The following is a 26,647-nucleotide window of genomic DNA, read 5'->3' as shown; positions in this document are numbered from 1 at the left end:
CTGACGTGCCGGATCCGACCGCCGTCGCTGTCATGGCGGAGACGGGGAGCGCGGGGAACGCCGCGAACACGGGGAACGTCATCGCGGCGGGCTACTTCCACTCCTACTCCGTCGTCGGGCTGCTCGCCGTCATCGGCGTGTTCTTCGTCGCCGTCGCCTTCGGCGCGGGCCGCCTGCTGCGTCCCGTCGTTCCCACCCCGGAAAAGCTCCTGACGTATGAGTGCGGTGTCGACCCCGTCGGCGAGGGCTGGGCCCACACCCAGGTCCGCTACTACGTCTACGCCTTCCTGTACGTGATCTTCGCGATCGACTCGATCTTCCTGTTCCCCTGGGCGACGGTCTTCGCCGCCCCCGGCTACGGCGCGGCGACGCTCGTGGAGATGTTCATCTTCCTCGGCTTCCTGACCGTAGGCCTGCTGTACGCATACAAGAAGGGCGTCCTGGCATGGACGTGAACCCCTCGGCCGCCTCTGCTTCCCCGGTCCCGGAGCCCGTGCTGCTGCCCGAGCCGAAGCGGCTCGGCGCGCTGGCCCGCCTCGCTCCCGAGCCGATGAAGGTGGTGCTGAACTGGGGCCGCCGTTACTCGCTGTGGGTCTTCAACTTCGGCCTCGCCTGCTGCGCGATCGAGTTCATCGCCGCGTCGATGGCCCGGCACGACTTCATCCGCCTCGGGGTGATCCCGTTCGCGCCGGGGCCGCGCCAGGCCGACCTGATGGTGGTGTCCGGCACGGTCACGGACAAGATGGCCCCCGCGGTCAAACGTCTGTACGAGCAGATGCCCGAGCCGAAGTACGTCATCTCCTTCGGGGCCTGCTCCAACTGCGGCGGCCCCTACTGGGACTCGTACTCGGTCACGAAGGGTGTCGACCAGATCATCCCGGTGGATGTGTACGTCCCCGGTTGCCCGCCGCGCCCCGAGGCGCTGCTCCAGGGCATCCTCAAGCTCCAGGAGAAGATTGCGCGCGAGTCGCTGGGGGAGCGGTACGGCTCCTCGCGACCGTCCGCCGCCGCCCTGCAGAGCGGTCTGGTCCAGCCGCCGTCGGCTGCTGCGATCACGGACTCGGGCTCCGGTGCGGACCCGGCCTCCGGGGTGGCGCGATGACCGCCGTCGGCTGGCTGCCCGTACCCGTCGAGGACCTCTTCGGCCCGGAGGCCACGGCCGAGGAGTCGTACGAGGTCCTGACGGTCGACGTGCCGCCCGCGGGCTGGATCGCGGCGCTGCGTGTCGCACGCGAGGAGCTGGGGTGCACCTATTTCGACTGGCTGAGCGCCGTCGACGAACCGGGCACCGGTCTGCGCGTCTCGGCGCATGTGGTGGCTCTGTCCCCGGTCCGCCGTCTCCTCGTACGGACCACGGTCGCGCACGAGGCCCCCGTCCTGCCCTCCGCCGTGGAGGTCTACGCGGGCGCCGCCTGGCACGAACGCGAGACCCACGAAATGTTCGGCGTCGCCTTCGAGGGCCACCCGGCGCTGGACCACCTGCTGCTGCCCGAGGGCTTCGAGGGCCACCCCCTGCGCAAGGACTTCGTCCTGGCAGCCCGGGTCGCCAAGGCCTGGCCCGGTGCCAAGGAACCGGGGGAGTCCGACCACGGCGGCCCCAAGCGCCGTCAGATGCTGCCCCCGGGCGTCCCCGACCCGAACGAGTGGGGCCCTCTCAAGGGCCAGCTGCCTCCCGCTCCCGCCCGTCCGGCCCGAGCCGCCGCCGGCCGTGCCGCGGGCGAGCGCCCGGTGCGCCGCGCCCGTACGACAGCCGAGGGCTCGGCGAGCCAGGCCCCGGCAGGCGTCGAATCCGCGGAGGCCGCACCTGCGCCGCGCCGCGCTCGCTCCGTGTCGGAGGGGTCGGCCTCGCAGCGCGGGGCGGAGCCGGGCACGGAAGCCGCGGCTCCGTCGGGTCCGCGCCGCGCCCGGAGCGCCTCGGAGGGCTCCGCCTCGCAGCGCACCGAGGGCGACACCGGGGCGACGGCTGCCCCTGCCGCCCCGGCCGGCCCCCGGCGTACGCGGAGCGCGTCGCAGGGCTCGGCCGCGCAGCGCGCTGCCGAGAGCACCGAGGGTGCCGCTCAGCCTGCTGCTCCTGCGGGTCCTCCGTCCGGCCCCCGCCGCGCCCGGAGCGCCTCGGAGGGGTCGGCCTCGCAGCGCGCGGACGCCGCCTCGGCAACGGGCGCGGACCGCAAGCCGCCCACCGCCCCGCGCAGCGCGGACGCCCCGTGGCACCACGCCCGCCCGGCCTTCGACGAGCCCGAGCCGGTCGCTCCCGAACAGCCCGCGAAGCCATCGGCCGACGCTGAGCCGTCGGTCGGCGCCGAGCCTCCGGCGACCGGGACCGGGACCGGAATCGAGACCGCGGCCGTAGCTGAGCCCGACGCGACCGACGAAGGCACACGTCCCGGCGAAGACCCCGGCGAGCCCCGGCCCGCCGAGTCCGACCCAGGCGAACCCCGCCCCGAGGACACCGGCCCCGGCAAGCCCCGCCCCGGCGACCGGCAGCCCCCCGAGCCGCCCGTCCAGGACGGCACGCCCCCCGACGAGACCACCCCCGACGATTCCCCCGGAGGCACGCAGTGAACGGCGCTCTCGACGTCGCTCTGCGACTCGTCGTCGTGTTCGTCGTCTTCCTCACGTTCCCCCTGATCATCGGTCAGACCGAACACAAGGTCATGGCCCATATGCAGGGCCGTCTGGGTCCGATGTACGCCGGCGGGTTCCACGGCTGGGCCCAGCTCGTCGCCGACGGCGTGAAGTTCGCGCAGAAGGAGGACGTGGTCCCGGCGGGCGCCGACCGCCGTATCTTCCAGCTCGCCCCAGCCGTCGCCCTGCTGCCCTACCTCCTCGTGCTCCTGGCCATCCCGATCGGCCCGAGCCGGGGCGCGGTCGGCCAGGTCATCGACGCGGGCATCTTCTTCGTCCTGGCCGTCATGGGCGTCGGAGTGCTCGGCTCCCTCATGGCCGGCTGGGCCTCCGCGAACAAGTTCTCCCTCCTCGGCGGCCTCCGTACCGCCGCCCAGCTCCTCGCCTACGAACTCCCCATGCTGCTCGCCGCCGCCTCGGTGGCCATGGCGGCGGGCACGGTCTCGCTCCCCGGCATCGTCAACGCCTTCGAGTGGTGGTGGCTGCCCTGGCAGATCATCGGCGCGCTCGTCTTCTTCGTCGCCGGCCTCGCCGAGCTGCAGCGCCCGCCGTTCGACATGCCCGTCGCCGACTCGGAGATCATCTTCGGCGCGTACACCGAGTACACCGGTCTTCGTTTCGCTCTGTTCCTTCTCGCCGAGTACGCCGGGATCGTCGTCCTGTGCGGCCTGACCACGGTTCTCTTCCTGGGCGGCTGGCACGGCCCCTGGGGTGCCGACGGCCTCGGCTGGCTGTGGACCCTCCTGAAGACCGCGATCCTCGCCTTCGTGGTCATCTGGCTTCGCGTCACCTACCCCCGTCTGCGCGAGGACCAGCTCCAGAAGCTCTCCTGGACCCTTCTCGTCCCCCTCTCCCTGGCCCAGATCGCCCTCACCGGCATCGTCAAGGTGGTGATCTCCTAACCATGTCCCGCCCGTCGCCCGACCACCACGCCTCGACGACGCCCTCCGGGCGGTCCCGCCTGTCGATCCCCGGCTCCGGCCTCGCCAAGGGGCTGGCCGTCACCCTGCGCACGATGACGAGGAAATCCGTCACCGAGCAGTACCCGGAGTCCCAGCCGGCCCTCCCGCCCCGCAGCCGCGGCGTCATCGGTCTGTTCGAGGAGAACTGCACTGTCTGCATGCTGTGCGCCCGCGAGTGCCCGGACTGGTGCATCTACATCGACTCCCACAAGGAGACGGTCCCGCCCGCTGCTCCCGGCGGCCGTGAGCGTAGCCGCAACGTCCTCGACCGTTTCGCCATCGACTTCTCCCTCTGCATGTACTGCGGTATCTGCATCGAGGTCTGCCCCTTCGACGCCCTCTTCTGGTCCCCGGAGTTCGAGTACGCCGAGACCGACATCCGCGATCTCACCCATGAGCGCGACAAGCTCCGCGAGTGGATGTGGACCGTGCCGGCCCCGCCTGCCCTCGACCCCGGCGCCGAGGAGCCCAAGGAGGTCGCGGCCGCCCTCAAGGCCGCCGAGAAGCTGGCCGCGGCCCAGGCCGCCGAGTCGGCCGAGTCCGCCGGTCCGCAGGAAGGAGCGTCGTGAGCCTCGCCTTTGCGACGGCGGCCGTCGGGGCCGCCCCCACGCACGGCTTCCTTTCCCCGACCGGAGTGGAGGTCGCCTTCCTCCTCGTCGGGGTGGTCACCTTCGGCGCCGCGCTGGTCACCGTCACCACCCGGCAGCTGGTGCACGCCGCGCTGTGGCTCGTGGCGACCCTCGGCGGGCTCGCCATCGAGTACCTCCTGCTCACCGCCGAGTTCATCGCCTGGGTGCAGGTCCTCATCTACGTCGGTTCCGTCGTCGTCCTCCTTCTGTTCGGTCTGATGCTCACCAAGGCCCCGATCGGCCGCTCCCCGGACGCCGACTCCGGCAATCGCTGGGCCGCCCTCGCGGTGGCCGTCGCCGCGGCGGCCGCGCTGGTGTGGGTGGTCGTCGACGCCTTCCGTACGACCTGGATGGATCTCGGCGGCGCCGCCTCCGGCTCCACCAAGGTCACGGGCGCGAGCCTCTTCCAGAACTGGGTCCTCCCCTTCGAGGCGCTCTCCGTCCTCCTCCTCGCCGCCCTGGTCGGCGCGATCGTCCTGTCCCGCAAGGCCAAGGCGGACGCGGCGGCCACCACCGCGAGCGCCCCGGTCGTCCCGGGCGGCCGGAGCGAGAAGGAAGGCGCCCGCTGATGCACCTCGTCTATCCCGCCGTGCTCTCCGCTCTTCTCTTCTCCACCGGTCTGTACGGCGTCCTCGCGCGCCGCAACGCGATCCTCGTCCTGATGTCGGTCGAGCTGATGCTCAATGCCGTCAACCTCAACCTCGTCGCCTTCGACGTCTGGCTGAGCAGGACCGCCCGCGAGACGCTGCACTCCGGCCAGGCTCTGACCCTGTTCACCATCGCCATCGCCGCCGCCGAGATCGGCATCGGTCTGGCGATCGTCCTCGCCGTCTACCGCAACCGCGGCACCTCGGACATCGACCGGCTCCGCGACACCGCCGAGGGGCACGACGCCGACACCCCGGCGGCTGAGAAGGCTGAGGCCACCGCGTGACCACGACCACCCTCGCCGTTCTCGTTCCCCTCCTTCCGTTCCTCGGCGCCGCGGCCGGCCTGCTGCTCGGCCGCACGGCCCCCGGCTTCGTCCGTCCCCTCGCCGTCCTGCCCACCCTCGCGTCGCTCGTGCTGGCCGTGCTGGTCGCCGCGCGTCAGGGCGGCGGCACGGCGATCGACTCGGCCACCGAACTCACGCCCACGGGCTCGGTCCCGATCGAACTCGCCCTGCACATCGACGGCTTCGCCGCCCTCGTCGCCGTCCTGGCCGGCGTCGTCGCCACCTGTGTGCAGATCTACTCGACGGGCTATCTGCGCGACGACCCGCGCTATCCCTCGTACTCCGCTCTCGTCTCCCTGTTCACCTCCGCGATGCTCCTGGTCGTCTACTCGGGCGACCTGATCGTGCTGCTGGTCGGCTGGGAAGTCATGGGCATCTGCTCCTACTTCCTGGTCGGCCACTACTGGGAGACCCCGGAAGCCCGCGCCGCCTCCATCAAGGCCTTCCTGGTCACCAAGCTCGGCGACGTCCCCTTCCTTATCGGACTGTTCGCGCTCGGCACCGACGCCGGCTCCTTCCGCATCACCAGGGTCCTCGGCACCGTGGCGAGCGGCGGGCTGCACCACCCCACCCTGGTCGCCCTGTTGCTTCTGGCCGGTGTGGCGGGCAAGTCGGCGCAGTTCCCGCTGCACACCTGGCTCCCCGACGCGATGGCGGGCCCCACTCCCGTCTCCGCGCTGATCCACGCCGCGACCATGGTCGCCGCCGGTGTCTACTTCATCGCCCGTCTCCTTCCGGTCTTCGAGGCCTCCTCGGCCGCGATGGTGGTCCTCGCCATGATGGCCGCCGTGACGATGGCCGGATCGGCGCTCGCCGCGCTCGCCCAGGACGACATCAAGCGCGTCCTCGCCTACTCGACGATCGGCCAGCTCGGCTACATGACCGGCGCCCTCGCCGTCGGCGACCGTGGAGCCGCCGTCTTCCACCTCCTGTCGCACGGCGCCTTCAAGGCGCTGCTGTTCCTCGCCGCCGGCGTGATCATCCACGCCGCCGGCACCAACTCGCTGGCCGCCATGTCCCGTATGAAGGACCTGCGGGCCCGAGTGCCCGACGCCTACTGGACGATGACCGTGGCGCTGCTGTCGCTCGCCGCGATCCCGCCCTTCGCGGGCTTCTTCTCCAAGGAGTCCGTCCTCGGCGCCGCCGAACACGTCGCCACCGGCCACACCGAGCACGCACCCGGTGCCGCGGGGTGGATCGTCCTCGTCACCGGCCTGGTCACCGCTGTGCTCACCGCCGCCTACGCGACCCGCCTGTGGCTGCTCGTCTTCCGCGGCCACGGCCCCGAGGCCCCCGACCACGGCAAGCAGCCCCTCACCATGAACGCGGTGCTGTGGGTGCTCTGCGTCCCGTCGCTCGCGTTCGGTCTCGCCTACGGCGTACTGCCCGGCTGGTTCGACGGCCGCTCCCTCACCCCGGCGCTCACCACGTCCGTCCTCGGCACGGGCCTCGCCCTGGTCGGCGGACTCGTGACCTACGGAGCCTGGCGGCACACCACCGCCCTCGCGACCCGTGTCCCGCTGGGTGCGGTCGCGGCCCACCCCGAGGCAGACGCCGGACTGGTCGAGGCCGAGGCCATCGCCAGCCACACACCCGTGTACGGAGACGTCGCCTACGCGCCCGACCCGGCGGACCCTGGCCGTCTGCTGCTCGGCCCGCTGCACCGCCACGCGGCCGTCGGCTTCCACCTGGACGCCGTGTACGACGCGCTCTTCGTCCGGCCCGTCAGGGCCGGGGCGAGCCTCGTCAGGTTCCTGGACCGCGAGGTCGTCGAAACCTATGTACGCGGCGCAGGCGCCCTGCCCCGCCTGCTGGGGGCCGCCGTACGACGTGCCCAGACCGGCAATGTGCAGACCTATGTGAGCGCGCTGCTCGCCGGCACCGTCCTCCTGGCGGTGGCCGCCCTCCTCGTCGCCACGGGAGTGTGAGCAGACGTGATCGATATCAGCGAGTCCGTGATGCAGTACCTTCTGGCATTCATCGTCGTCGTGCCGCTCATCGGCGCGCTCGCCGCTCTCCTGCCGGCCCCGCCCGGGCTGAAGGGGAAGTCACCCGAGCAGGCGGTGCTGCGGCACGGGGTCACCGTCACCGGCGCCGTCCTCGTCGCCGCGATCGTCCTCACGCTCGGCTTCGACCATGGCCACCCGTCCAAGATGCAGGCCACGACCGACATCAGCTGGATCCCCGCACTCGATGTGCGGATCCACCTCGGCATCGACGGCATCTCCCTCCCCCTTCTGGTCCTGACCGCGCTGCTGACCTTCCTCTGCGCGCTCTACTCGTACTTCAAGCCGCCCACGGGACCCTCCCCGAAGGCGTTCGTCGCTCTGCTGCTCGTCCTCGAGTCCGGCACCCTCGCCACGTTCGCCGTGCTCGACCTGCTGCTGTTCTTCCTCGCATTCGAGATGGTCCTCATCCCGATGTACTTCCTCATCGCCCGCTGGGGCGGTGAGGGGCGGACCCAGGCCGCGTGGCGGTTCATCCTTTTCACGCTGCTCGGCTCCGTCGTCATGCTGCTCGGCCTGCTTCTGATCGGACTCAAGGCAGGCACGTTCGACATGGTGGCACTCGCCACTGACAACGGCCGGTCACTCACCACATCCGTGCAGGTCATCGCCGTTCTGGCGATCGGGATCGGGCTCGCGGTCAAGACGCCGATGTGGCCGCTGCACAGCTGGCTGCCCGACGCCCACACCGCGGCCCCCACCGTCGGCTCGGTCCTGCTGGCCGGCGTGCTGCTGAAGATGGGCACGTACGGGTTCGTGCGCATCCTCCTGCCGGTCGCGCCGGAGGGGTTCCACACCTTCGCGCCCTACCTCGCCGCCTTGGCCGTCGTCGGGATCATCTACGGATCCCTGGCCTGCCTCGCCCTCGCCAAGCGGGGTGCGAAAGGCGACCTCAAGCGCCTCATCGCCTACTCCTCCGTCGGCCACATGGGCTTCGTACTGCTCGGCATCGCCTCGACCACCCCGACCGGAGTGAACGGCGCGCTGTTCGCCAACATCGCCCACGGCCTCATCACAGGCCTGCTCTTCTTCCTCGTCGGCGCGCTGAAGGACCGAACGGGCACCACCGACCTCGACACCCTGGCCGAGGAGACCGGCGCCGGTCTCTACGGCAAGGCACCCCGCCTCGGCGGGCTGGTCGCCTTCGCCGCCGTCGCCTCCCTCGGTCTGCCGGGACTGGCCGGATTCTGGGGCGAGATGCTGGCCATGTTCGGCGCCTTCAAGCCCGCCGCCGACCTCAGCCGCCCGGCCTTCCTCACCTTCATGGCGATCGCCGCGTTCGGCACCCTGCTCACCGCCGCGTACATGCTCATCGTGGTACGGCGGGTGTGCATGGGCGCCGTGCCGCAGGAGGCCCCGAGCCTCGCCGACGTCCGCACCTACGAATTCGCGGCCTGGACGCCGCTCGTCGTCCTCACCGTCGTCGCCGGCCTGTGGCCCAGGGCCCTCCTCGGCCTGACCGACCCGGCCGTGCAGCAGCTCCTCGCAGGAGGCACCCGATGAGCTCCCTCGTCCAGTCCGTCGACTGGTTGGCGATCGCGCCACCCACCATCGCGGCGGTCGTCGGACTGGTCGTCCTGGTCGCCGACCTCTTCCTCGACGAGCGGAGAAAGGGCCTGCTCGGCTGGGTCTCCGTCGCGGGGCTCGCCGTCGCGACGCTCATGCTGCTGCCCCTCCTGGACGGCAACCGCGCCACCTTCTGCCTGACGGGCGATCCGCACCTGTGCAGCTACACGGCGGACCGTTTCACCCTCGTCATCCAGCTCCTGGTCCTCCTCGGCGCCCTCCTCGCGGCCTTGTTGTCCGTCACCACCCTGAAGGACGCCCGAAAGACGGTCCCCGAAGGGGAGTTCTGGTTCCTGCTGCTCTCCTCCTCCGCCGGAGCCGCCCTGCTGCCCGCCTCCCGCGACCTGGCGACCCTCATCGTCGCCCTGGAGGTCGCGTCCCTGCCGGCGTTCGCCCTCGTCGGCATCCGGTACGGCGACAAGAGGTCCTCCGAAGCGGCCCTGAAGTTCTTCCTGTCGTCCGTCACCGCGACCGCGGTGAGCCTCATGGGCATCAGCTTCGTGTACGCGTCCACGGGGAGCCTCTACCTCGTCCGGATCGCCGACCGGATCCAGCACGTGGACGGCCAGCTGCACACCCTCGCGCAGGCGGGCGTCGTCCTCACCCTCGTCGGCTTCGCCTTCAAGACGGCCGCGGTGCCGTTTCACTTCTGGGTGCCCGACACCTATGTGGGCGCGCCGCTTCCGGTCGCCGCCTACCTGTCCGTGGTCGGCAAGGCGGTGGGCTTCTCCGGTCTGATCCTCGTCACCGTGGTGGCCCTACCGTCGTACGCGGACGTCTGGGGCCCGGCCCTCGCCGCACTGGCGGCCCTGACCATGACCGTCGGCAACGTCGGCGCCCTGCGGCAGCAGGCCACGCGCGCGTACAGCGCCGTACGCCTGCTCGCCTGGTCCTCCGTCGGCCAGGCGGGCTACCTCCTGGTGCCGATCGCCGCGGCCGCCTACTCCAAGGACGCCCAGAAGTCGATCGGCTCCACCGTGGCGTACGCGCTGATGTACGGGGCGGTGAACCTCGGTGCCTTCGCCGTGGCCGCGCTCGTGGGCCGGGCGAAAGCCCTGAACCGGATCAGCGACTACCGCGGTCTGTACGCGTCCCACCCGCTCGCGGCCCTGCTGCTGGCGTTCTTCCTGCTCTGCCTGGCCGGCCTCCCGCCGGGCATCATCGGCCTCTTCGCGAAGGTCACCGTGTTCTCCGCGGCCGTCGACGCCGGGCTCGGCTGGCTCGCCGTGGTCATGGCCGTCAACGTGGTGATCGCCCTCTTCTACTACCTCCAGTGGACCGCCCTGCTCTTCCGGGCTCCCGAGGGAGAGCCGGAGAAGCACCGCGTCCCGGGCCCGCTCACGGCCGCCATCGCCCTGACCGCCGTCCTGGGCATCGCCCTGTCCGGAGCGCCGCAGCTGGTGCTCCGCTTCTCGGCCACCGCCCTGTTCTGACCGACGCCCCTCACGCGCGCGGGCACCCGAGAGCCGCCACGCGCGCATGAGGCCGTCTCACCCGGACGGCCTACACGCCCCGGTACAGGCACAAGGGAACTTGCGGTCCCCGCCTGGCGTTGACCAGTGCGGGAGGGTCCACTGAGAAGTGGAGTCAGCAACATCCGCAGACAAAGGGTTCCCCTGCCGCACCACTTGGAGGGCGTACCGTGCACCGCCGGCACAACGGGCTCAGGACCGCAGTACTCCTCGGGGGACTGTCCGCACTCATCATCGTCATCGGCAGCTTCTTCGGGCGTACGGGTCTGATCGTCGCGGTCCTCGTAGCGATCGGCACCAATGCGTACGCGTACTGGAACAGCGACAAACTGGCTCTACGCGCGATGCGTGCGCGCCCGGTGAGCGAATTCGAGGCCCCGGCGCTGTACCGCATGGTCCGTGACCTGTCCAACCAGGCGCGTCAACCCATGCCGCGGCTCTACATCTCGCCGACGGAGGCGCCGAACGCGTTCGCGACGGGCCGCAATCCGCGCAACGCAGCCGTGTGCTGCACCGAAGGCATCCTGCGCATCCTCGACGAGCGTGAGCTGCGCGGTGTCATCGGGCACGAGCTGAGCCATGTCTACAACCGCGACATCCTGATCTCCTCGGTCGCCGGAGCGCTCGCTTCCGTGATCATGTTCCTGGTGAACTTCGCCTGGCTGATCCCGATCGGCCGCTCGGACGACGACGAGGGGCCAGGCCTGCTCGGCCTGCTCTTGATCATGATCCTGGGCCCGCTCGCCGCGACCATCATCCAGCTGGCCATCAGCCGCTCCAGGGAGTACCAGGCGGACGCCTCCGGCGCCCAGCTGACCGGCGACCCCCTCGCGCTCGCGAGCGCCCTGCGCAAGCTCGAGGCGGGCACCAGGCAGCTGCCGCTGCCGCCCGAGCCGCGCATCGAGACCGCGAGCCACATGATGATCGCCAACCCCTTCCGACCGGGCGAGGGGCTCTCCAAGATCTTCTCCACGCACCCGCCGATGGCGGAGCGCATCTCCCGGCTCGAACAGATGGCAGGTCGCCATCAGTAAGACAATCCTGAACGTCATATGGCTCATGCTGACGTCCGCGATGAGATCGGTCAGGGGCCGACTTCCGGGCATGCCCCGCGTCGAAGGAGCCGTCAGGACAGCGCAGCAGAATCATGAACCCGTAGTCCATGTGGAGCTGCTGATGGCAGTGGAACAGGGACAGTCCGGGCTGGTCGGCGGTGACGTCGAAGTCGAACGGCTGGTAGCCGCCGAGCATGACGACGTCCTGCGCAGGCCATGGGTGGGGGTCCCCGCGATGTGGGTGACCTCGAAGGTGTGGCGGTGGAGGTGGAAGGGGCGAATGCCGTCGGTGGCGTTGCGGAACCGCAGCCGGTACCGCTTGCCGTGCTCGACGTCCAACACCGGCTTGTCGGTGCCCATGTTGAAGGGGACCCCGTTGAGGGTCCAGAGGGTTGAACCCCGGCCTGCGTACTCCACCACGGTTCCCATGCCGTTCTTCCGGTCGTCGTCCGACAGGTCGCCCAGCACCCACGCACCCGGGTGGTTCATCTCCACCAGGGCCGAGACGCGTTCGGCGCTGCCTCTCCACAGCACCGGCACGTCGGCCTGGCGCGGTACCGAGTTGCCGTCGAGCGCGATCACTTTGAAGGTGTGGCCGGGCAGGGCAAGGCTGCGGATCTCGGTGGCACTGGCGTTGAGGACGTGGAACAGCACGCGCTGCCCGGCCTTCACCTTGATCGGCCGACCGTGGCCCAGGCTGCGGCCGTTGACGCTGAAGGCGCGGTAGCCGACTTCGTAGCCGTGGGGCATGCCCTTGGCCAGTGAGTCGGTCATCGCCTTCTCGCCCTTGCTCTTCAGGTCCGGAACCCGGGAGCCGGCCAGGAAGTTCTGGGCCATGTCCCCGCCGTGGCTGAGGGAGGGCTCGAACTCCTTCAGCCACGGCGGGGACACTTCCTGGTCGTAGGCCCCGGGCTCGTCTCCGAAGGGGCGGACACGCCCGACGGCGCCCTGGCCTCACAGGCGCCGACCGCACCGGCACCGCCCCCGGCCGGCAAGGACACCTGGTCCGAGGGCGTCGCGACGCGAGATCGGCACAGTTCTGCTCCCTGCAACAGACTTCCACTATGTGTCACTGCCTCCCCACGTGCGAACGGACGCGACCGTGCCGCTCGATCGGGCCGTCGTTTCACTCGCCGTAGCAACATCCCGCTGTTTCCGCCTCCTCGGGGGCCGATGCGCGAACCGAGTGAACTTTGCCGACGCTGCGAACCGGCCGGAATCCAGAACGGGGATCTTCACATACGCCGAGTTCCTGAGCTGACCGGCAACCCGCCTACGCCGTCTCCGTGTTGGGCCGACGCCGTTGTCGCTGGCGCTGCCCAGCGTCATGGGGTGCGGGCCGGACGAGTGTGCGGTGACGTGAGCCCCGGCTGCCCCCTCGCCGACGTGATGCCGGTGGCCCGCCCTGTCAGCCGGCGGCGACCACTCGCCCGCTTGCGCCCTGCCCTTCCCGAGGCACGTAAAATCGAAGGCCGATATCGGTCTCGTCACTGCTCAGTGGTGCGGCGTGGAGGTGGACGATGCGTGAGTTCCAGCGCGGAGCAGTGCGGCTGCACATCCTGCATCACGCCGCCGAAGGCGAGATCCACGGCGCGTGGATGACGGAGGAACTGGCGCACCACGGCTACCAGATCAGTCCCGGCACGCTGTACCCGACGCTGCACCGGCTGGAGGTCGACGGGTTGCTGGTCTCGGAACAGCGCGTCGTCGACGGCCGTGCCCGGCGCGTCTACACGGCCACGGAGGCCGGCCGCACAGCCCTGGCCGAGGACCGCAAGGCACTGGCCGAACTGGCTCGCGAAGTCCTGGGCAGCGACGCCGTCTAGAAGGCGGGTCGGCGGGGGCTTCGCGGCCTTGGTGTGCAGCGGTCGGTGAACCTGTCGGACGAAGCTTCGTCCCACCTACCCCTGGAGTCGACCCGGCCGGCGGCGAGGTGTTGGCCCCGGTGCGCGACGCGCCGTTCTGCCGTACGGCGAGTGGCCCGAGGCGCACTTGGTGCGTTGCTCCTGCGTGCGGTGCACTCGGCCTACGAGGTGCGGCGCGCGGTCACGGCCTGGCGCACTCCGTACGCGGCAGCCCCGAGCACGAGTACTGCCGCTCCCCAGGCGACGGACGTCTCGGGCAGGGTGAAGGCCAGTACCAGGCAGCCGGCCAGGCCGACGGCGGGGACGACGCGTGGCGGCCGGTTCTCCTGCGGCGTCAGAGTCCAGGCCGAGGCGTTGGCGACGGCGTAGTAGACCAGCACCCCGAAGGACGAGAAGCCGATCGCGCCGCGGACGTCCGCCGTCGCCGCCAGCGCCGAGACGACCGCGCCGACCAGGAGCTCCGCGCGGTGGGGCACCTTGAAGCGGGGGTGAACGGCGGACAGAGCGTGCGGAAGGTGCCGGTCGCGGGCCATCGCCAGCGTCGTGCGCGAGACCCCGAGGATCAGCGCGAGCAGGGATCCGAGCGCGGCCACTGCGGCCCCGACCCGTACGACAGGCACCAGCCCGTCCACCCCCGCGGCCCGCACGGCGTCGGACAGCGGTGCGGTGGCGTCGGCCAGCCGCTGCGGACCCAGCACCGCCAGAGCGGGGACGGCCACCACCGCGTACACGACCAGCGTGATACCCAGCGCCAGCGGAATGGCCCGGGGGATGGTCCGGGCGGGGTCGCGTACTTCCTCGCCCAGGGTGGCGATGCGCGCGTATCCGGCGAACGCGAAGAACAGCAGGCCAGCGGCCTGGAGCACGCCACTGAAGGAGGCGTCCGTACCGACGTCCAGGCGTGCCGTGTCCGCCGCAGAGGACGTGAGCGCGGCGACGACCACGGCGGCGAGCACCGCCAGCACCACGGCGACGATCACGCGGGTCAGCCATGCCGCCTTCTGCACTCCGGCGTAGTTCACCGCGGTCAGCGCCACGACGGCCGCGACCGCCACCGCGTGCGCCTGGCCGGGCCAGACGTACGCTCCCACGGTGAGCGCCATTGCCGCGCAGGAGGCGGTCTTGCCCACCACGAAGGCCCAGCCCGCGAGGTAGCCCCAGAATGCGCCGAGCCGTTCGCGACCGTAGACGTAGGTACCGCCGGAGGCCGGGTAGCGGGCCGCGAGCCGTGCCGAGGACGTCGCATTGCAGTACGCCACCACGTCGGCCACCCCGAGACTGATCAGAAGCCCGGAGCCGGCTGCGTGCGCGGCGGGAGCGAGCGCGGCGAAGATCCCCGCCCCGATCATCGATCCCAGCCCGATCACCACGGCATCCGGCACGCCCAGCCGCCGCTCCAGCTCATCGGGGACGGCGGCCGCCCCGGATGGTCTGCTCATCACGCGCTCCCTGAGGATGATCGGAACTCGATGCCATCCTAGGCAGCCGATATCGGAACACGATATGGGCGTTGTGGCTTGGCAGGCCTGGCCGGCGGCCGCGTCCAGCCTTCCTCAATGCATTGCAGAGGCTTGTGACGCGTGCCGGGCGATGCGCGTCGCGGCGAATTCCGTCCCCGCCACGAACCGCATCATCGGGCCGAACATCGGGGCGGCGAGCGAACCGGTGAAGTACAGGCCAGGGACCGACGACTCGAACGAAGCGGACAGATGGGGCGCCTTCGAACCCGGCACACAGGCCAGGGCTCCACGCGCCTCGGGCGACAGAAACGGCACCGCGTCCAGGTCGAGCCGGTATCCGGTGGCCGCGAGCACATGATCGACAATAAGCGTCTCGGATCCGCCGGACCCATCGACTTCCAGGCGCACGCGGGACTCGCTCGCCTCGGCTCGGGTGACGCGGCTCGACGTGCGTACCGGAACGATGTCTTCAACCCGGTCCCGCAGCCACCATCCCCCGGATGGCCCCAAAGCGCGGCGGAACAGCAGCATGCGGGCGGACGCGGGAAGCCTTCGCACTCCTCCCGGAGCCGTGCAGACCGCGGCCAGGGCCCAGCCCGTGCCCAGGGGCGAGGCAGGCTTGGCCACGCGCTGCGTCCAGGGGCGGACCAGATCCGGTTTCACCCCCCACAGGACACGCGACTCCCGGACCAGCACCTGTACCTCGGCGCCGGCCTCGTGCAACAGCGCGGCGCTTTCCAGCGCGGACTGACCACCGCCGATCACGGCAACGCGCTGACCGGCATACGGCGACAGGTCCGTGTGGTGGCTGGTGTGTGACACCAGGGCGTCGACGCCCGGCCCTTCGGGGGCCAGCAGCCGCAGTTCCTCCGGAATGTGGGCGAGGCCGTTCAGACCCGTGGCCACGACGACCGCAGCGGCAGGGAACTCCTGATCGTCGTTCAGCCGGACGAGGAAACCAGGGCCTGACGGGGCTTGGCCGACGGCCACGACCCGGGCCGAGTCCACCTCGCCGACGTAGCGCTTCTGAAACCACATCCCGTAGCGCACGAAGACATCGCATGGGATCGGCGTCAACTCGGTGAGTTCCGGCTCACCGTGCACACGGCGGAAGTCCGCCAGGCGCCCGCCCGGCTCCGGCGCGGATAGATCGGTGGCGGCCGGAGTGGATTTCAAGAACATGCCGGTCGCCATGGCGTGCCGCCAACTGCCCATCACCTCACCGAAGATGCGGACCGGCACCCCGGCCGCCCGAAGGTGTGCGGCCACCGACAGTCCGTACGGGCCGGCGCCGACCACGACGACCGGAAGTCCCGCGCGCCCGGCGTACGCCTGCTCGTGGGCAGGGCGTTGCTCCGGAAGCGACTGCGTCATGCATCCCCCCACTGATCGCCGCACTGCCTCCCCAAGGCAGCGCGAACCACGGGCCGGCATGTCGGCGCACCGCTGCCGCACCGGTCCCCCCTCTGCCGCCAGTGTGACTTATCAGCTGGTATCGGGCGACGATATCGACATACCTTGCCCAAAGGATTGGAATGCGCCTCACGGATGCGGCCGGGCTGGAGCGGGGTGAAGACAGGAACGCCGGAGCCCCCTCCCTGGGAAAGAAGGGGGCTCAACCGGTCATGCAGTCACAGTTGAGCGATCAGCGCCCGGCAAATCCCTGATCCGACGGCACTACCTCACGTCCGAGCGGCATGAGTGAGATCGGGATGAGCTTGAGGTTCGCCCAGCCGAAGGGGATGCCGATGATCGACAAGAAGAGCGGGATGCTCGTGATCAGGTGCCCCAGGGCCAGCCACCAACCCGCGAAGACCACCCAGATCACGTTGCCGATGAACGACGGCGCCCCGGCGTCCGGCCGCTCCACGGTGGTGCGGCCGAACGGCCACAGGACGAAGCCGGCGATACGCAGCGACGCAACGCCGAACGGGATGGTGACGATCAGGATGAAGCAGATCAGGGCGGCGATCAGGTAGCCCAGCGCCATCCAGATGCCACACAGGAACAGCCAAAGGATGTTCAGTAGCACATTGATCAGCTTCATGATCGGCACCCCTCCAGGTCGCTCTGCCGGCACTGCCTGCCAAGACAAGTATCAGCTGGTCAGGCGTTCAGGCAGAACCGCAACGGCCTTGTAGCGCGATCAGGAACGTACGGAGACGATCCCGTTCGGCATCGCCGACTTCAAGCTGATCCCGGTCTCGCGGCTGCGCTCGGCCGCGAAATCGAGCCGACGGACGAGCCCTTCACGGCGCGCTGACAGGCCGACCGCGAACGTCGCCGCGCTGTGGTGGGAGGGGTTTTCCACAGGCTGCCCGATTGTCAGTCGTGCCCTGCATCATGAACCTATGACCGAGATCGAGCAGTTGCTGGACAGGGTGGCGGACCAGGCCCGCAACGCCCTCCCATGGGGCTGGTCTTCGCTGCCCGGGCCCGTGGGGAAGGAGTCGCTCGCCCGTGCCGAGGAGGCTCTGGGCTTTTCCCTGCCGCCGCTCCTCGCGGAGCTGTACCTGCGGATAGGGGACGGCGGATTCGGCCCCGGGTACGGTCTGTTGCCCCTGCTCGACAACCCTCCCTCCACCGAGCCGGCCGCCGTCCCGCAGTACCTCGCCAACCGCGAGAGCGGCCGTAAGGACCCCGACTGGCCCTGGCCCGAGGGTGTCCTGCTGATATCCCATTGGGGCTGCGGAATGTACGCGTGCGTGGACTGCCGCACCCCGCAGGGCACGGTCCTGCTCTACGAGCCGAACGCCGACGAGGCCGACCACGCCTGGTACGTGGACGCCCCCGCCCTCACGGAGTGGCTCCAGACGTGGCTCGACGGCACGGGCTGGTACGAGGAGTCCCACGACGGCGCGGACCCGGCCCCGTGGCAGGACTTCGCGATACGCATGGGCGCCACGCGGGTGCGGTAACCGGGCGCCGCCGCATCCCACGCCGGTGGCTCCCGCTAGGGCAGGAGGTTCCCATCATGCCGGTCCGTCCCCTCCGACGCCTGACGGCTACCGAGCGGCCCCTCTCGGCCCGGTGCGGCACATGGAAGCGGGGGGTGCACGGCCGTCAGGGTGCCCGGCAGATGTCGGTTCCTGGCCACGGCCATGGCCAGTGTCGTCCGCGAGACACCCAGGATGAGCGCCGGCAGCGAGCCCAGCGCGGCCACCGCGGCGCCCACCCGCACCACCGGGACGACCCCGGGCACACCCGCCGCCCGCACCGCGTCCGCCGGCGGTGCCACCGCACGCCCAAGCCCCTCAGGACCCAGCACGGGAAGGACGGCGACCGCCACCGCCACGTACACCACCACCGCCATGCCCAGTGCCAGCGGCGTCGCTCGCGGGACGGTGCACGCCGGATCCCGGACCTCCTCGCCCCAGGGTGGCGATCCGCGCGTACCCGGCGAACGCGAAGAACAGCGGCCCGGGCCCGGCCGCACGCGCCGCCGGGGCGAGAGCGGCGAAGATCCCGGCCCCGATCATCGCTCGCATGCTGATAGCGATGGCGTCACCGAGCCCGAGAGTCCGGCGCAACCCTACTTCGCCGGGCTGTTGTGCCCCCGACCGTGTCATGGGGCCGCACCCACCCGAGCCGCAACCGTCGAAGGCCCGGGGGCGTCCTCCCCGATGACAGGCACGACCGCAGAAAACGGTGCGACCAGCGACATCGGACGGCGGCGTCAGCGCATGGACACGGCCCGGCCGGAGCATGAGCACAGCAGCACAGGCACAGCGTGGAGAGGCAGGTTCAGGCCATGAGCATCGTCGGCTGGATCATTCTGGGGCTGTTGGCAGGCGCCATCGCGAAGTTCCTGCTGCCGGGCAAGGACCCCGGCGGCTTCATCGGCACGACCCTCATCGGTGTCGCGGGAGCGTTCATCGGCGGCTGGATCTCCGCCCGGTGGCTCCACCACCCGATCACCAAGCGCTTCTACGACGGACCGACCTGGGCGGCAGCGATCGGCGGCTCCCTGGTGCTGCTGATCGTCTACCGCCTCCTGTTCGGCGACTCACGGCGCTGAACGGCGCTGTACGCCCCCTGAGCCGCAGCCGGCAGCGGAGAAGGGTGGGCATCCCGGCACGGGGCGCCCGCCCTTCCTCGTATCGAACGACAGGCGGCAGAGGCCTACCGGTAGTTCACGAACTGCAGAGCGAAGTCGAAGTCCTGGCCCTTCAGCAGAGCGATCACGGCCTGCAGGTCGTCGCGGTTCTTGGAGCTGACGCGCAGTTCGTCGCCCTGCACCTGCGCCTTGACGCCCTTGGGGCCCTCGTCGCGGATGATCTTCGCCACCTTCTTCGCGTTCTCCTGGGAGATGCCCTCCTCGATCGACGCGAAGATCTTGTATTCCTTGCCGGAGAGCTGCGGCTCACCGGCGTCCAGGGACTTCAGGGAGATCCCGCGCTTGATCAGCTTCGACTCGAAGACGTCGAGGATGGCCTTCACCCGGTCCTCGGAGTTGGCCTGCATCAGGATCTTGTCGCCGGACCAGGCGATCGAGGCGCCGACGTTCTTGAAGTCGTAGCGCTGCGAGATCTCCTTGGCGGCCTGGTTGAGGGCGTTGTCGACCTCCTGCCGCTCGACCTTCGAGACGATGTCGAAACTGGAGTCGGCCATGTCCTGTGGCTCCTTGCATCGGGATGGATCGGGGTGCGTGTCGGCGTGCGGGAGCGCGTCCGCCTGGCCCGGCTTCAACCCCGGGCCGCATCCGCTTAAGCCTAGTCATCCTGTCCCGCTCAGGGTGCCGATCTATGGGGTGGCGAAGCACCCCTGCGTATCGGGTATCGTTTACGTCGTTGCCAGGGAGCACCGCAGAAAAGTGGCTCCAGGGCGGCAATCCCCGGCGGTGTGCCCGAGCGGCCAAAGGGAGCAGACTGTAAATCTGCCGGCTTCGCCTTCCCAGGTTCGAATCCTGGCGCCGCCACACTGGGGTAAACCCCCTTCGATCAGGTGATTTGCCTGGTCGGAGGGGGTTTCTCGTTGCCCTCTCTGTTCGATCGTTGTGGACGGGGCGTGGACGCGTCTTACCTCGTACCCGCCCATCTCCCACCGTTGATCAATGCGTGTCCCCCGTGCGGCCCCCCGGCGCTCCCAGGGGGGTGAGCATGATCACTCCCGTTCGTTCCACTCCCGTAGGGCTGCGCCGATCCGGCTGTTCGCACGCTCCCGTGTCTGGTCAAGCACCTTGGTGTACGCCTCGTGCAGTACCGCGATGCTGTGCCCAGCACGCCCGGCGCACTCCAATCGCATCCACCCCGGAACTGAGCCACAACGAGACGCCGACGTGCCGGAGGTCGTAGGGACGGAGGGCCAGCAGCGAAGCCGTTTCCACCTCGCTCAGCACGTCCTTCCGGGCCTTCGCCCACAGTCCCCATAGCCGGTCTCCTGGAGTAGGCCATTGCGGTTCGTCCGGAAGAACCGGCCATCGGGCGCCGCGCCGTGCGTGGCGATGTGCTGCCGCAGCAGACGGGCGAAGTGCGGCGGGATCGGCAGCGGACGGGAGTCCTTCTTGGCGCGGGCCTTGAGATGGCGCGTCTCATGGGCCGCCCCGTCGTCGGTCCGGCTCCGTCCTGGCCCGGGCAACCCCTTGCCGCAGGGTGAGCTTCCCCCCCCGTCTCCGGGAGGTGGCACTGGCTCACGCGCAGTCCGGCGGCCTCAGCGGGACGCATCGCCGCGTAGTACAGGCATCCGAGAACGCTTCCAGATGCCGCCCACGCGGGCCCTGCTCACGTACCCCTGCCGGCAGCGCGCGGACCTGGCGGGGGTTGGCGACGCTCTCGGGGTCCACTGCTTCCATCGACTTCGGGGCGGTCCACTTCACGGCCGTGATCGGGTTGACCGGCATCGTGAAGTACTGCTCTTCCACGGCGAGGCCGAGAACGTCGCTCAGGCAGGCCCGCTTGCGCTTCGCGGTGCGCGGCGAGGCCTCATTCCCGTTCAGTCGTAGGGGCAGCGCGGTGTCGGGCATTCCCGACTTTGTCTTCATGAGCCGGGGGGATGATGGCCAGTCCATCGGCGCAGTTCTTTCGCGACTTCGCCGGGGCCGGCGCCCACTTGCGGTCGACGTGCGCGCGGCTGTGCTCGAACCATGTGATGGAGCCCTGCTTGGCGCGCAGCTCGGAGCCTCACGCGATGTCGTCGCGCGGTGTCGTGGCTATCGTCGGAGGGCGTGCTCCGGTCGGCCGTTTCGCCGCTCGGAGGGCGAGCAGGTGCCCGTTCGTCGCCGTTGCTCTCGGGAGCCCGAGCCATGGGTCGTATCGACTATCTGCATGATCCGGACGCCCCGCCCGCCAACTCCGTCGTGCCCTCGGTCGTGGCCTTCGTGCGCGACGCGACCGGGCGGGTGCTGATGATTCAGCGGTCGGACAACGGCCGTTGGGCGCTGCCGGGCGGCGGGCACGACATCGGGGAGACCATCGCGGACACCGTCGTGCGGGAGGTTAGGGAGGAGACCGGGTTCGAGGTGGAGGTCGCCGGCCTCAGCGGGATCTACACCGACCCGGGACACGTCATGCGGTACGACGACGGAGAGGTCCGCCAGCAGTTCAGTCTCTGCTTCCGGGCGCGGCCGGTCGGCGGGCGGCTGAGGACCAGTTCGGAGACGACGCAGGTCCGCTGGGTGGACCCGGGGGACCTCCAGGGTCTCGACGTGCACCCCACCATGCGGTTGCGGATCGAGCACGCGATGGACGAGAGCCGGAGCGCGCCCTACATCGGCTGACCCGCCGGGTCGGCCGGGTTCTCGTACGCTGAGGCCATGTCGTCGCCCCGTAGGACCTGTCCCGAGTGCCATCGGGAGATCGCCGTCGTCGCGGGGCGGTTCGCGCGGCACGATCCGCCGGGGGCGCGCCGACGGGGCGCTCGTCTCGTGCCCCGGGTCGCGTCGGCTCGCGCAGGTCGGCGCCGCCCAGCCCACGTTGGACGGATACGTCGTACCGGAGTTCCCCGGTCAGCTGCCGCTGTTCTGAGGCGTGAGCGGGCCCTCAGTTTCCCGCCACGGACTTCACCGCCACCGACACGGGGGTCGAGCCGCTGATCAGTTCCAGGGTCAGACCGGCCGTCGCGGGTGTGTCGACGAGTTCCGCGAGGAGCGCCGCCACGTCGTCGCGCGGGATCGTGCCACGGCCGGTGTGGGCCTCCAGCCGTACGAGGCCCTTGCCGGCGTCGCTCGTCAGGGAGCCGGGGCGCAGGATCGTCCAGTCCAGGGACTGGTGGGCGCGTACGTAGGCGTCGGCCTCGCCCTTGGCCCGCAGATACACGTCGAAGGCCTCGTCGCCCGGGTGCTCCGGGTCCGCGCCCATCGAGGAGACGAGGACGAAACGGCGTACGCCCGCGCGTTCCGACGCGTCCGCGAACTTGATCGCCGCGTCCCGGTCCACCGTGAACTTGCGCTCCGCGCCACTGCCCGGACCGGCGCCTGCCGCGAAGACGGCCACGTCGGCCCCCTCCAGGCGCCCGGCGACCTCCTCGACCGAGGCCGACTCCAGGTCGCAGACGACGGGTTCGGCGCCCGCCGCGCGCAGATCGTCGGCCTGCTCCGCGCGCCGGATGATTCCCGCGACCTCGTCACCGCGCGCGGCGAGCAACCGCTCCAGCCGCAGCGCGATCTGACCATGACCACCAGCGATGACAATGCGCATGTTTCCGACCGTACGCCCGCAGGGGCTCCTTTGCCGCACGACCTCACACGCGACTCGATACCGACCTTCTTCCACGGCTCGATACCGACGTTCGGGTGCGGCTCGATACAGACCTCGCAGAAGTCACCCACGTCACTGACGTGCCGTCATGGGGTGTATGGCCGCCGCGGTCCTCGGTCGTGGCGCGCACGCCGCAGTGCCCCGGTCACGACGGCTGGGCTCGCCCCTGGCGCGGCAGGTCCAGGGCCAGCGCCGCCGAGCCGCAGTACTCCCGTACCGCGCTCGTACGAGCGACCACGCGTCCCCGGTGCACCACGATCCGGCTGTACGCGAGCGACAGCACCCCTGCCAGCCGGTCGCCGCGCACGGCGAGCAGCTCCGCCGGGAAACCCGCCTCGACGCGTACCTCCGGCAGTCCGAGCGCGGCCCGCGCCGACGTGCTCACCAGGCCGTACGCCTCATCGGGCCGGAGCCCGTAGCGCGACGCCAGCAGATAGGCCGCCTCCAGGGGGTCCCCGCGTCCCACCGGGTTCGCCACGTCCCTGAGCGCCCCGCTGCCTGCCGCCACGCGCACCCCGGCCGACCGCAGCAGCCGTACCGGAGCCGTGTCGCGCCGTTCGACGCCGCCGCAGCCGCCCTGGGGCAGACAGACCACCGTCACCCCGGCGGCGGCGAGCCGGTCCGCGGCGCGGGCGGCCGTCGCCGCGGGGAGCCGTCCCAGGCCGCCGCACGGGCCCAGCGTCACCCCGGGCCGCAGCCCGCCCGCCATCGTCGCGATCCGGATGAGGCGTGCCGGGTCGCCGGCGTCCGTGTGCAGATCGACCGGACAGCCGTACTCGGAAGCCAGTTCGAGGACCGTCTCCACATACCCCGTGGGGTCGGGGTCCGTGTCCGGGCAGCCGCCCACCACCGCCGCGCCCATCTTGACCGCGTCCCGCAGCATCGCCAGGCCGTCCGCCCCGGCGGCCCCGGTCAGCAATCGAGGCATCGCCACGGTCGTCAGCTCGGCGAGCCCGCTCAGTGAGCGCCGCGCCCGCAGGACCGCCGCCAGCCCCTCCAGGCCCTGGACATCGCCGATGTGCACGTGGGAGCGCAGGGCCGTGGCGCCGTGCCCGAGCTGGAGCAGAGCGGCCTCGGTGGCCCGCCGCTGGACCTCGTCGGGGTGGCGCGACACGGGCCCGTCGTCGCCGTCCGCGGACAGCGCCGTGTCCCCGTGGGTGTGGGGTTCGGCGGGCGCCGGGAGCAGCAGATAGCCGCGGAGGTCGACTCGGGTGCCGGCCGCTCCCGAGGCCAGGCTGCCCGCGGTGCCGACGGCCTCGATGCGCCCGCCGCCCAGCCGCACGTCCACCGTCCGCCCGTCGGTGAGTCGCGCTCCGCAGAGCAGCAGGGGGTTCGCGTCGGCCGGTCCCGACGACGAGGGCGACGAACGGGGCGGCTGCGGTCGGCTGTCGGGCATCGCGCTCCTGGGGCTCGGGGCGGCTGCGCACCGGGGGCAAGATCACGGAGAGTGAGTCGAGCCTAGGGTGACGACCGGGCCGGGACGGGGAGGAGCGCAATAGTCGTACCGGTGTGGTGCTTGCCGCTGTGGGGTCGATGAGGCTGCTGAGGCGGGCCCGGCAATGGATTTGGGCGAACGGCAGGCGACCGTGTAATGTCTTCATCGCTCGCCCCAATAGCTCAGTCGGCAGAGCGTCTCCATGGTAAGGAGAAGGTCAACGGTTCGATTCCGTTTTGGGGCTCTGGTGTGAGAGGCTCCCGTCGCAAGGCGGGGCCCGATCGCATCGCAGCGGTGTAGCTCAGTCGGTAGAGCAAGCGGCTCATAATCGCTGTGTCACCGGTTCAAGTCCGGTCACCGCTACTCACAGTAGCCGATTGCGGGGTCGGTCCTTCGATCGGCTACTCTTTCTTGCGTTAATTTCATTTCGTCCATCCGTTCGTCAAGGAGCACTCACGTGGCTGCCACCGACGTCCGCCCGAAGATCACGCTGGCCTGCGTGGAGTGCAAGGAGCGGAACTACATCACCAAGAAGAACCGGCGTAACAACCCGGACCGTCTTGAGATGAAGAAGCACTGCCCGCGTTGCAACGCGCACACCGCGCACCGCGAGACGCGATAAATCAGGCTCGTACGCGAGGCCGTCCCCACGAACAGGGGGCGGCCTCGCGGCGTTGAGGCGGCCGGAACCGCGGGTTTCGTCGAGCCCGCGCCACAATGGGGCGCACCGGCCCACCGGCCCCGTACCGGGCCGGATCCCGCAGAACAACCAGGAGGTACCGAGCCCATGGCGCTCGACCAGTCCTTCGTCGGGCGGTCCTACCCGCCCACCGACCCCTACGAGGTGGGCCGGGAGAAGATCCGCGAGTTCGCGGAGGCGATCGGGGACGCCAACCCGGCCTACACGGACCCGGAGGCCGCCAAGGAACTCGGTCACCCGGATGTGATCGCCCCGCCGACCTTCGTCTTCGCGATCACCTACAAGGCCGCGGGCCAGGTCGTCCAGGACCCCCAACTGGGCCTCGACTACAGCCGCGTCGTGCACGGTGACCAGAAGTTCGCCTACACCCGCCCGGTGCGGGCCGGTGACCGGCTGAGCGTCACCTCGACCATCGAGTCGATCAAGTCGCTGGCGGGCAACGACGTCCTGGACATCCGCGGCGAGGTCCACGACGAGGCCGGCGAGCACGTGGTGACCGCCTGGACCAAGCTCGTGGCCCGGGGTGCGGACGAGGAGGCAGGACGCGCATGACCGCGAAGATCGCGTACGACACCGTCGAGGTCGGCACCGAGCTGCCGACGCAGACCTTCCCCGTCACCCGCGCCACGCTCGTGCAGTACGCCGGGGCCTCCGGGGACTTCAACCCCATCCACTGGAACGAGAAGTTCGCCAAGCAGGTGGGCCTGCCGGACGTCATCGCGCACGGCATGTTCACCATGGCCGAGGCCGCCCGTGTGGTGACCGACTGGGCCGGCGACCCGGGCGCGGTCGTCGAGTACGGGGTCCGCTTCACCCGGCCCGTCGTCGTCCCCAACGACGACGAGGGCGCTGTCATCGAGGTCAGCGGCAAGGTCGCGGCCAAGCTCGACGACCAGACCGTCCGCGTCGACCTCACGGCGACCAGCGCGGGCCAGAAGGTGCTGGGCATGTCCCGGGCGGTCGTACGACTGGCCTGAGGGCCCCCTGGTGACGGCCGACCGCACCCCGCGGTGACGGCCGAAGCCGCGTTCCGACGCCTCGCACACCCGTACGCGGACCGCGTACGGGTGTGTCGGGGGCTGTCGGTGCCGTCTCGTAGTCTTGGCGCGTGCAGGAACTCCACGACGCCCCGCTCGCCCCGCTGACCACCTTCCGGCTGGGCGGCCCCGCGACCCGTCTGATCACCGCCACCACCGACGCCGAGGTGATCGCCGCGGTCCGTGAGGCCGACGGCTCCGGCACCCCGCTGCTGCTGATCGGCGGCGGATCCAACCTGGTCATCGGCGACAAGGGCTTCGAGGGCACCGCCTTGCGCATCGCGACGACGGGCTTCTCCCTCGTCGGCACGACGCTGGAGCTGGCGGCGGGCGAGGTGTGGACCGACGCGGTCGCCCGCACCGTCGAGGCCGGACTCGCGGGGATCGAGTGCCTCGCCGGAATCCCCGGTTCCGCCGGTGCCACGCCGATCCAGAACGTGGGGGCGTACGGCCAGGAGGTCTCCTCCACGATCACCGAGGTGATCGCCTACGACCGCACGGCGGGCGAGACGGTCACGCTGACGAACGCCGAGTGCGGGTTCTCGTACCGCCACAGCCGCTTCAAGGCCGACCCCGAGCGCTATGTCGTCCTGCGCGTCCGCTTCGCGCTGGAGGACGCGCAGGGCCTGTCGGGCCCGGTCAAGTACGCCGAGACGGCCCGCGCCCTCGGGGTCGAGCCGGGGGAGCGCGTGCCGCTGGCCGCGGCCCGCGAGACCGTCCTCAAGCTGCGTGCGGGCAAGGGCATGGTGCTGGACCCCGAGGACCACGACACCTGGTCGGCGGGTTCCTTCTTCACCAACCCGATCCTCATGGACGAGGAGTTCGCCGCCTTCCAGGCACGCGTCAAGGAGCGACTGGGCGAGGGCGTGGAGCCGCCCGCGTACGCGGCGGGCGACGGCCACACCAAGACCTCCGCGGCCTGGCTCATCGACAAGGCCGGTTTCACCAAGGGCCACGGCACCGGGCCCGCCCGCATCTCCACCAAGCACACGCTCGCCCTCACCAACCGCGGCGGCGCGACCACCGAGGACCTGCTGGCCCTGGCCCGCGAGGTCGTCGCCGGAGTCCACGAGGCCTTCGGGATCACGCTGGTCAACGAGCCGGTGACGGTGGGCGTGAGCCTCTGAGGCACCCCCCTCCTGGTCGA

General features: G+C 70.6%; 27 protein-coding genes, 3 tRNA genes and 3 pseudogenes. 23 read left to right on the top strand and 10 right to left on the bottom strand.

Going from position 1 to position 26,647, the window contains the following annotated elements; all coding sequences use genetic code 11:
* Positions 1 to 5 precede the first annotated feature (5 nt).
* The 11 genes from ACFYX0_RS01650 (at position 6) to htpX (ending at position 11,288) form a co-directional block, all read left to right on the top strand.
* Entirely contained in the window at positions 6 to 455 is a 450-nt protein-coding gene (locus ACFYX0_RS01650) for an NADH-quinone oxidoreductase subunit A (protein ID WP_388965118.1), read from the top strand.
* Positions 446 to 1,102: an NADH-quinone oxidoreductase subunit B gene (locus ACFYX0_RS01645; protein WP_388965115.1), complete on the top strand. Its 657-nt coding sequence runs from the start codon at positions 446 to 448 to the stop codon at positions 1,100 to 1,102. The genes ACFYX0_RS01650 and ACFYX0_RS01645 overlap by 10 nt, the downstream gene beginning before the upstream one ends.
* Positions 1,099 to 2,562, top strand: coding sequence for an NADH-quinone oxidoreductase subunit C (locus ACFYX0_RS01640; RefSeq protein WP_388965112.1), 1,464 nt, complete (start codon positions 1,099 to 1,101; stop codon positions 2,560 to 2,562). Before ACFYX0_RS01645 ends, ACFYX0_RS01640 begins: the two co-directional genes overlap by 4 nt.
* The gene (locus ACFYX0_RS01635; RefSeq protein ID WP_311696848.1) at positions 2,559 to 3,527 is read left to right on the top strand and encodes a complex I subunit 1 family protein; all 969 of its coding nucleotides are present in this window, start codon (positions 2,559 to 2,561) and stop codon (positions 3,525 to 3,527) included. The genes ACFYX0_RS01640 and ACFYX0_RS01635 overlap by 4 nt, the downstream gene beginning before the upstream one ends.
* 2 nt (positions 3,528 to 3,529) lie before the next feature.
* A complete protein-coding gene (locus ACFYX0_RS01630) occupies positions 3,530 to 4,156 on the top strand; it encodes a NuoI/complex I 23 kDa subunit family protein (RefSeq protein ID WP_388965109.1) in 627 nt (208 codons plus the stop codon).
* Positions 4,153 to 4,785, top strand: a complete 633-nt coding sequence (locus ACFYX0_RS01625; protein WP_388965106.1) for an NADH-quinone oxidoreductase subunit J — start codon at positions 4,153 to 4,155, stop codon at positions 4,783 to 4,785. The genes ACFYX0_RS01630 and ACFYX0_RS01625 overlap by 4 nt, the downstream gene beginning before the upstream one ends.
* On the top strand, positions 4,785 to 5,150 hold the full coding sequence (nuoK, locus tag ACFYX0_RS01620; protein WP_311696845.1) for an NADH-quinone oxidoreductase subunit NuoK: 366 nt from the start codon (positions 4,785 to 4,787) through the stop codon (positions 5,148 to 5,150). Before ACFYX0_RS01625 ends, nuoK begins: the two co-directional genes overlap by 1 nt.
* Positions 5,147 to 7,138 carry an NADH-quinone oxidoreductase subunit L gene (locus ACFYX0_RS01615; protein WP_388965103.1) on the top strand — a complete coding sequence of 664 codons (1,992 nt, stop codon included), beginning with the start codon at positions 5,147 to 5,149 and terminating at the stop codon, positions 7,136 to 7,138. The genes nuoK and ACFYX0_RS01615 overlap by 4 nt, the downstream gene beginning before the upstream one ends.
* 6 nt (positions 7,139 to 7,144) lie before the next feature.
* Positions 7,145 to 8,719: a NuoM family protein gene (locus ACFYX0_RS01610; RefSeq protein ID WP_388965100.1), complete on the top strand. Its 1,575-nt coding sequence runs from the start codon at positions 7,145 to 7,147 to the stop codon at positions 8,717 to 8,719.
* On the top strand, positions 8,716 to 10,215 hold the full coding sequence (locus tag ACFYX0_RS01605; protein WP_388965097.1) for an NADH-quinone oxidoreductase subunit N: 1,500 nt from the start codon (positions 8,716 to 8,718) through the stop codon (positions 10,213 to 10,215). Before ACFYX0_RS01610 ends, ACFYX0_RS01605 begins: the two co-directional genes overlap by 4 nt.
* A gap of 209 nt (positions 10,216 to 10,424) precedes the next feature.
* Positions 10,425 to 11,288 (top strand): zinc metalloprotease HtpX, encoded by an 864-nt coding sequence (gene htpX / locus ACFYX0_RS01600; RefSeq protein WP_388965094.1) that lies wholly within the window; start codon positions 10,425 to 10,427, stop codon positions 11,286 to 11,288.
* 163 nt (positions 11,289 to 11,451) lie between these two features.
* Here htpX and ACFYX0_RS01595 read toward each other — a convergent pair.
* Positions 11,452 to 12,059: pseudogene (locus ACFYX0_RS01595) on the bottom strand (multicopper oxidase domain-containing protein); the annotation flags it as partial.
* A gap of 770 nt (positions 12,060 to 12,829) precedes the next feature.
* Between ACFYX0_RS01595 and ACFYX0_RS01590 the strand changes: the two are divergent.
* Positions 12,830 to 13,135, top strand: coding sequence for a PadR family transcriptional regulator (locus ACFYX0_RS01590; protein ID WP_388965091.1), 306 nt, complete (start codon positions 12,830 to 12,832; stop codon positions 13,133 to 13,135).
* Positions 13,136 to 13,335: 200 nt separating this feature from the next.
* Here the strand turns inward: ACFYX0_RS01590 and ACFYX0_RS01585 are convergent, their stop codons facing one another.
* From ACFYX0_RS01585 to ACFYX0_RS01570, 4 genes are all read right to left on the bottom strand, one after another.
* Complete coding sequence (locus tag ACFYX0_RS01585; RefSeq protein WP_388965089.1) at positions 13,336 to 14,613, bottom strand: APC family permease; 1,278 nt, start codon at positions 14,611 to 14,613, stop codon at positions 13,336 to 13,338.
* 114 nt (positions 14,614 to 14,727) lie between these two features.
* Positions 14,728 to 15,933 carry an FAD-dependent oxidoreductase gene (locus ACFYX0_RS01580; protein WP_388965087.1) on the bottom strand — a complete coding sequence of 402 codons (1,206 nt, stop codon included), beginning with the start codon at positions 15,931 to 15,933 and terminating at the stop codon, positions 14,728 to 14,730.
* A gap of 346 nt (positions 15,934 to 16,279) precedes the next feature.
* Positions 16,280 to 16,681 carry a YccF domain-containing protein gene (locus ACFYX0_RS01575; RefSeq protein ID WP_388965085.1) on the bottom strand — a complete coding sequence of 134 codons (402 nt, stop codon included), beginning with the start codon at positions 16,679 to 16,681 and terminating at the stop codon, positions 16,280 to 16,282.
* Between the two features lie 99 nt (positions 16,682 to 16,780).
* Positions 16,781 to 16,945 (bottom strand): hypothetical protein, encoded by a 165-nt coding sequence (locus tag ACFYX0_RS01570; protein ID WP_388965082.1) that lies wholly within the window; start codon positions 16,943 to 16,945, stop codon positions 16,781 to 16,783.
* Between the two features lie 40 nt (positions 16,946 to 16,985).
* Between ACFYX0_RS01570 and ACFYX0_RS01565 the strand changes: the two genes are divergently transcribed.
* Positions 16,986 to 17,552: an SMI1/KNR4 family protein gene (locus ACFYX0_RS01565; protein WP_388965079.1), complete on the top strand. Its 567-nt coding sequence runs from the start codon at positions 16,986 to 16,988 to the stop codon at positions 17,550 to 17,552.
* 103 nt (positions 17,553 to 17,655) lie between these two features.
* On the opposite strand, the pseudogene ACFYX0_RS01560 reads toward ACFYX0_RS01565, so the two are convergent.
* Positions 17,656 to 18,056: pseudogene (locus tag ACFYX0_RS01560) on the bottom strand (amino acid permease); the annotation flags it as partial.
* A gap of 329 nt (positions 18,057 to 18,385) precedes the next feature.
* On the opposite strand from ACFYX0_RS01560, the gene ACFYX0_RS01555 reads away from it, so the two are divergent.
* Positions 18,386 to 18,652 carry a GlsB/YeaQ/YmgE family stress response membrane protein gene (locus tag ACFYX0_RS01555; RefSeq protein WP_388965076.1) on the top strand — a complete coding sequence of 89 codons (267 nt, stop codon included), beginning with the start codon at positions 18,386 to 18,388 and terminating at the stop codon, positions 18,650 to 18,652.
* A gap of 104 nt (positions 18,653 to 18,756) precedes the next feature.
* Here the strand turns inward: ACFYX0_RS01555 and ACFYX0_RS01550 are convergent, their stop codons facing one another.
* Positions 18,757 to 19,245: a YajQ family cyclic di-GMP-binding protein gene (locus ACFYX0_RS01550; protein ID WP_388965074.1), complete on the bottom strand. Its 489-nt coding sequence runs from the start codon at positions 19,243 to 19,245 to the stop codon at positions 18,757 to 18,759.
* A gap of 225 nt (positions 19,246 to 19,470) precedes the next feature.
* Between ACFYX0_RS01550 and ACFYX0_RS01545 the strand changes: the two genes are divergently transcribed.
* Positions 19,471 to 19,552, top strand: a tRNA-Tyr gene (locus ACFYX0_RS01545).
* Positions 19,553 to 20,263: 711 nt separating this feature from the next.
* On the opposite strand, the gene ACFYX0_RS01540 is transcribed toward ACFYX0_RS01545, so the two are convergent.
* Entirely contained in the window at positions 20,264 to 20,596 is a 333-nt protein-coding gene (locus ACFYX0_RS01540) for a hypothetical protein (RefSeq protein WP_388965071.1), read from the bottom strand.
* Between the two features lie 279 nt (positions 20,597 to 20,875).
* Here ACFYX0_RS01540 and ACFYX0_RS01535 point away from each other — a divergent pair, with 279 nt between their 5' ends.
* Together ACFYX0_RS01535 and ACFYX0_RS01530 are read left to right on the top strand one after the other, a co-directional pair.
* Positions 20,876 to 21,349, top strand: coding sequence for an NUDIX domain-containing protein (locus ACFYX0_RS01535; protein ID WP_388965069.1), 474 nt, complete (start codon positions 20,876 to 20,878; stop codon positions 21,347 to 21,349).
* 36 nt (positions 21,350 to 21,385) lie between these two features.
* A pseudogene (locus tag ACFYX0_RS01530) lies at positions 21,386 to 21,596 on the top strand (hypothetical protein).
* Positions 21,597 to 21,611: 15 nt separating this feature from the next.
* On the opposite strand, the gene ACFYX0_RS01525 reads toward ACFYX0_RS01530, so the two are convergent.
* Positions 21,612 to 22,268, bottom strand: coding sequence for an SDR family oxidoreductase (locus tag ACFYX0_RS01525; protein ID WP_388965066.1), 657 nt, complete (start codon positions 22,266 to 22,268; stop codon positions 21,612 to 21,614).
* A 205-nt stretch (positions 22,269 to 22,473) separates the two neighbouring features.
* A complete protein-coding gene (locus ACFYX0_RS01520; RefSeq protein ID WP_388965063.1) occupies positions 22,474 to 23,724 on the bottom strand; it encodes an amidohydrolase family protein in 1,251 nt (416 codons plus the stop codon).
* A gap of 210 nt (positions 23,725 to 23,934) precedes the next feature.
* On the opposite strand from ACFYX0_RS01520, the gene ACFYX0_RS01515 reads away from it, so the two are divergent.
* The 6 genes from ACFYX0_RS01515 to ACFYX0_RS01490 all read left to right on the top strand — a co-directional run bounded on the left by ACFYX0_RS01515 (position 23,935) and on the right by ACFYX0_RS01490 (position 26,627).
* Positions 23,935 to 24,007, top strand: a tRNA-Thr gene (locus tag ACFYX0_RS01515).
* A gap of 46 nt (positions 24,008 to 24,053) precedes the next feature.
* Positions 24,054 to 24,126, top strand: a tRNA-Met gene (locus tag ACFYX0_RS01510).
* Between the two features lie 94 nt (positions 24,127 to 24,220).
* Positions 24,221 to 24,385 (top strand): 50S ribosomal protein L33, encoded by a 165-nt coding sequence (gene rpmG, locus ACFYX0_RS01505; protein ID WP_003948671.1) that lies wholly within the window; start codon positions 24,221 to 24,223, stop codon positions 24,383 to 24,385.
* Positions 24,386 to 24,550: 165 nt separating this feature from the next.
* Positions 24,551 to 25,015, top strand: coding sequence for a MaoC family dehydratase N-terminal domain-containing protein (locus ACFYX0_RS01500; protein WP_388965060.1), 465 nt, complete (start codon positions 24,551 to 24,553; stop codon positions 25,013 to 25,015).
* Positions 25,012 to 25,440 (top strand): MaoC family dehydratase, encoded by a 429-nt coding sequence (locus ACFYX0_RS01495; RefSeq protein WP_355908395.1) that lies wholly within the window; start codon positions 25,012 to 25,014, stop codon positions 25,438 to 25,440. The genes ACFYX0_RS01500 and ACFYX0_RS01495 overlap by 4 nt, the downstream gene beginning before the upstream one ends.
* 131 nt (positions 25,441 to 25,571) lie before the next feature.
* On the top strand, positions 25,572 to 26,627 hold the full coding sequence (locus ACFYX0_RS01490) for a UDP-N-acetylmuramate dehydrogenase (protein ID WP_388965057.1): 1,056 nt from the start codon (positions 25,572 to 25,574) through the stop codon (positions 26,625 to 26,627).
* Positions 26,628 to 26,647 lie beyond the last annotated feature (20 nt).

Source organism: Streptomyces sp. NPDC002573, from assembly GCF_042889625.1.
GTDB lineage: Bacteria > Actinomycetota > Actinomycetes > Streptomycetales > Streptomycetaceae > Streptomyces > Streptomyces gibsoniae.
This window is presented reverse-complemented; position numbering and strand designations above follow the sequence as displayed.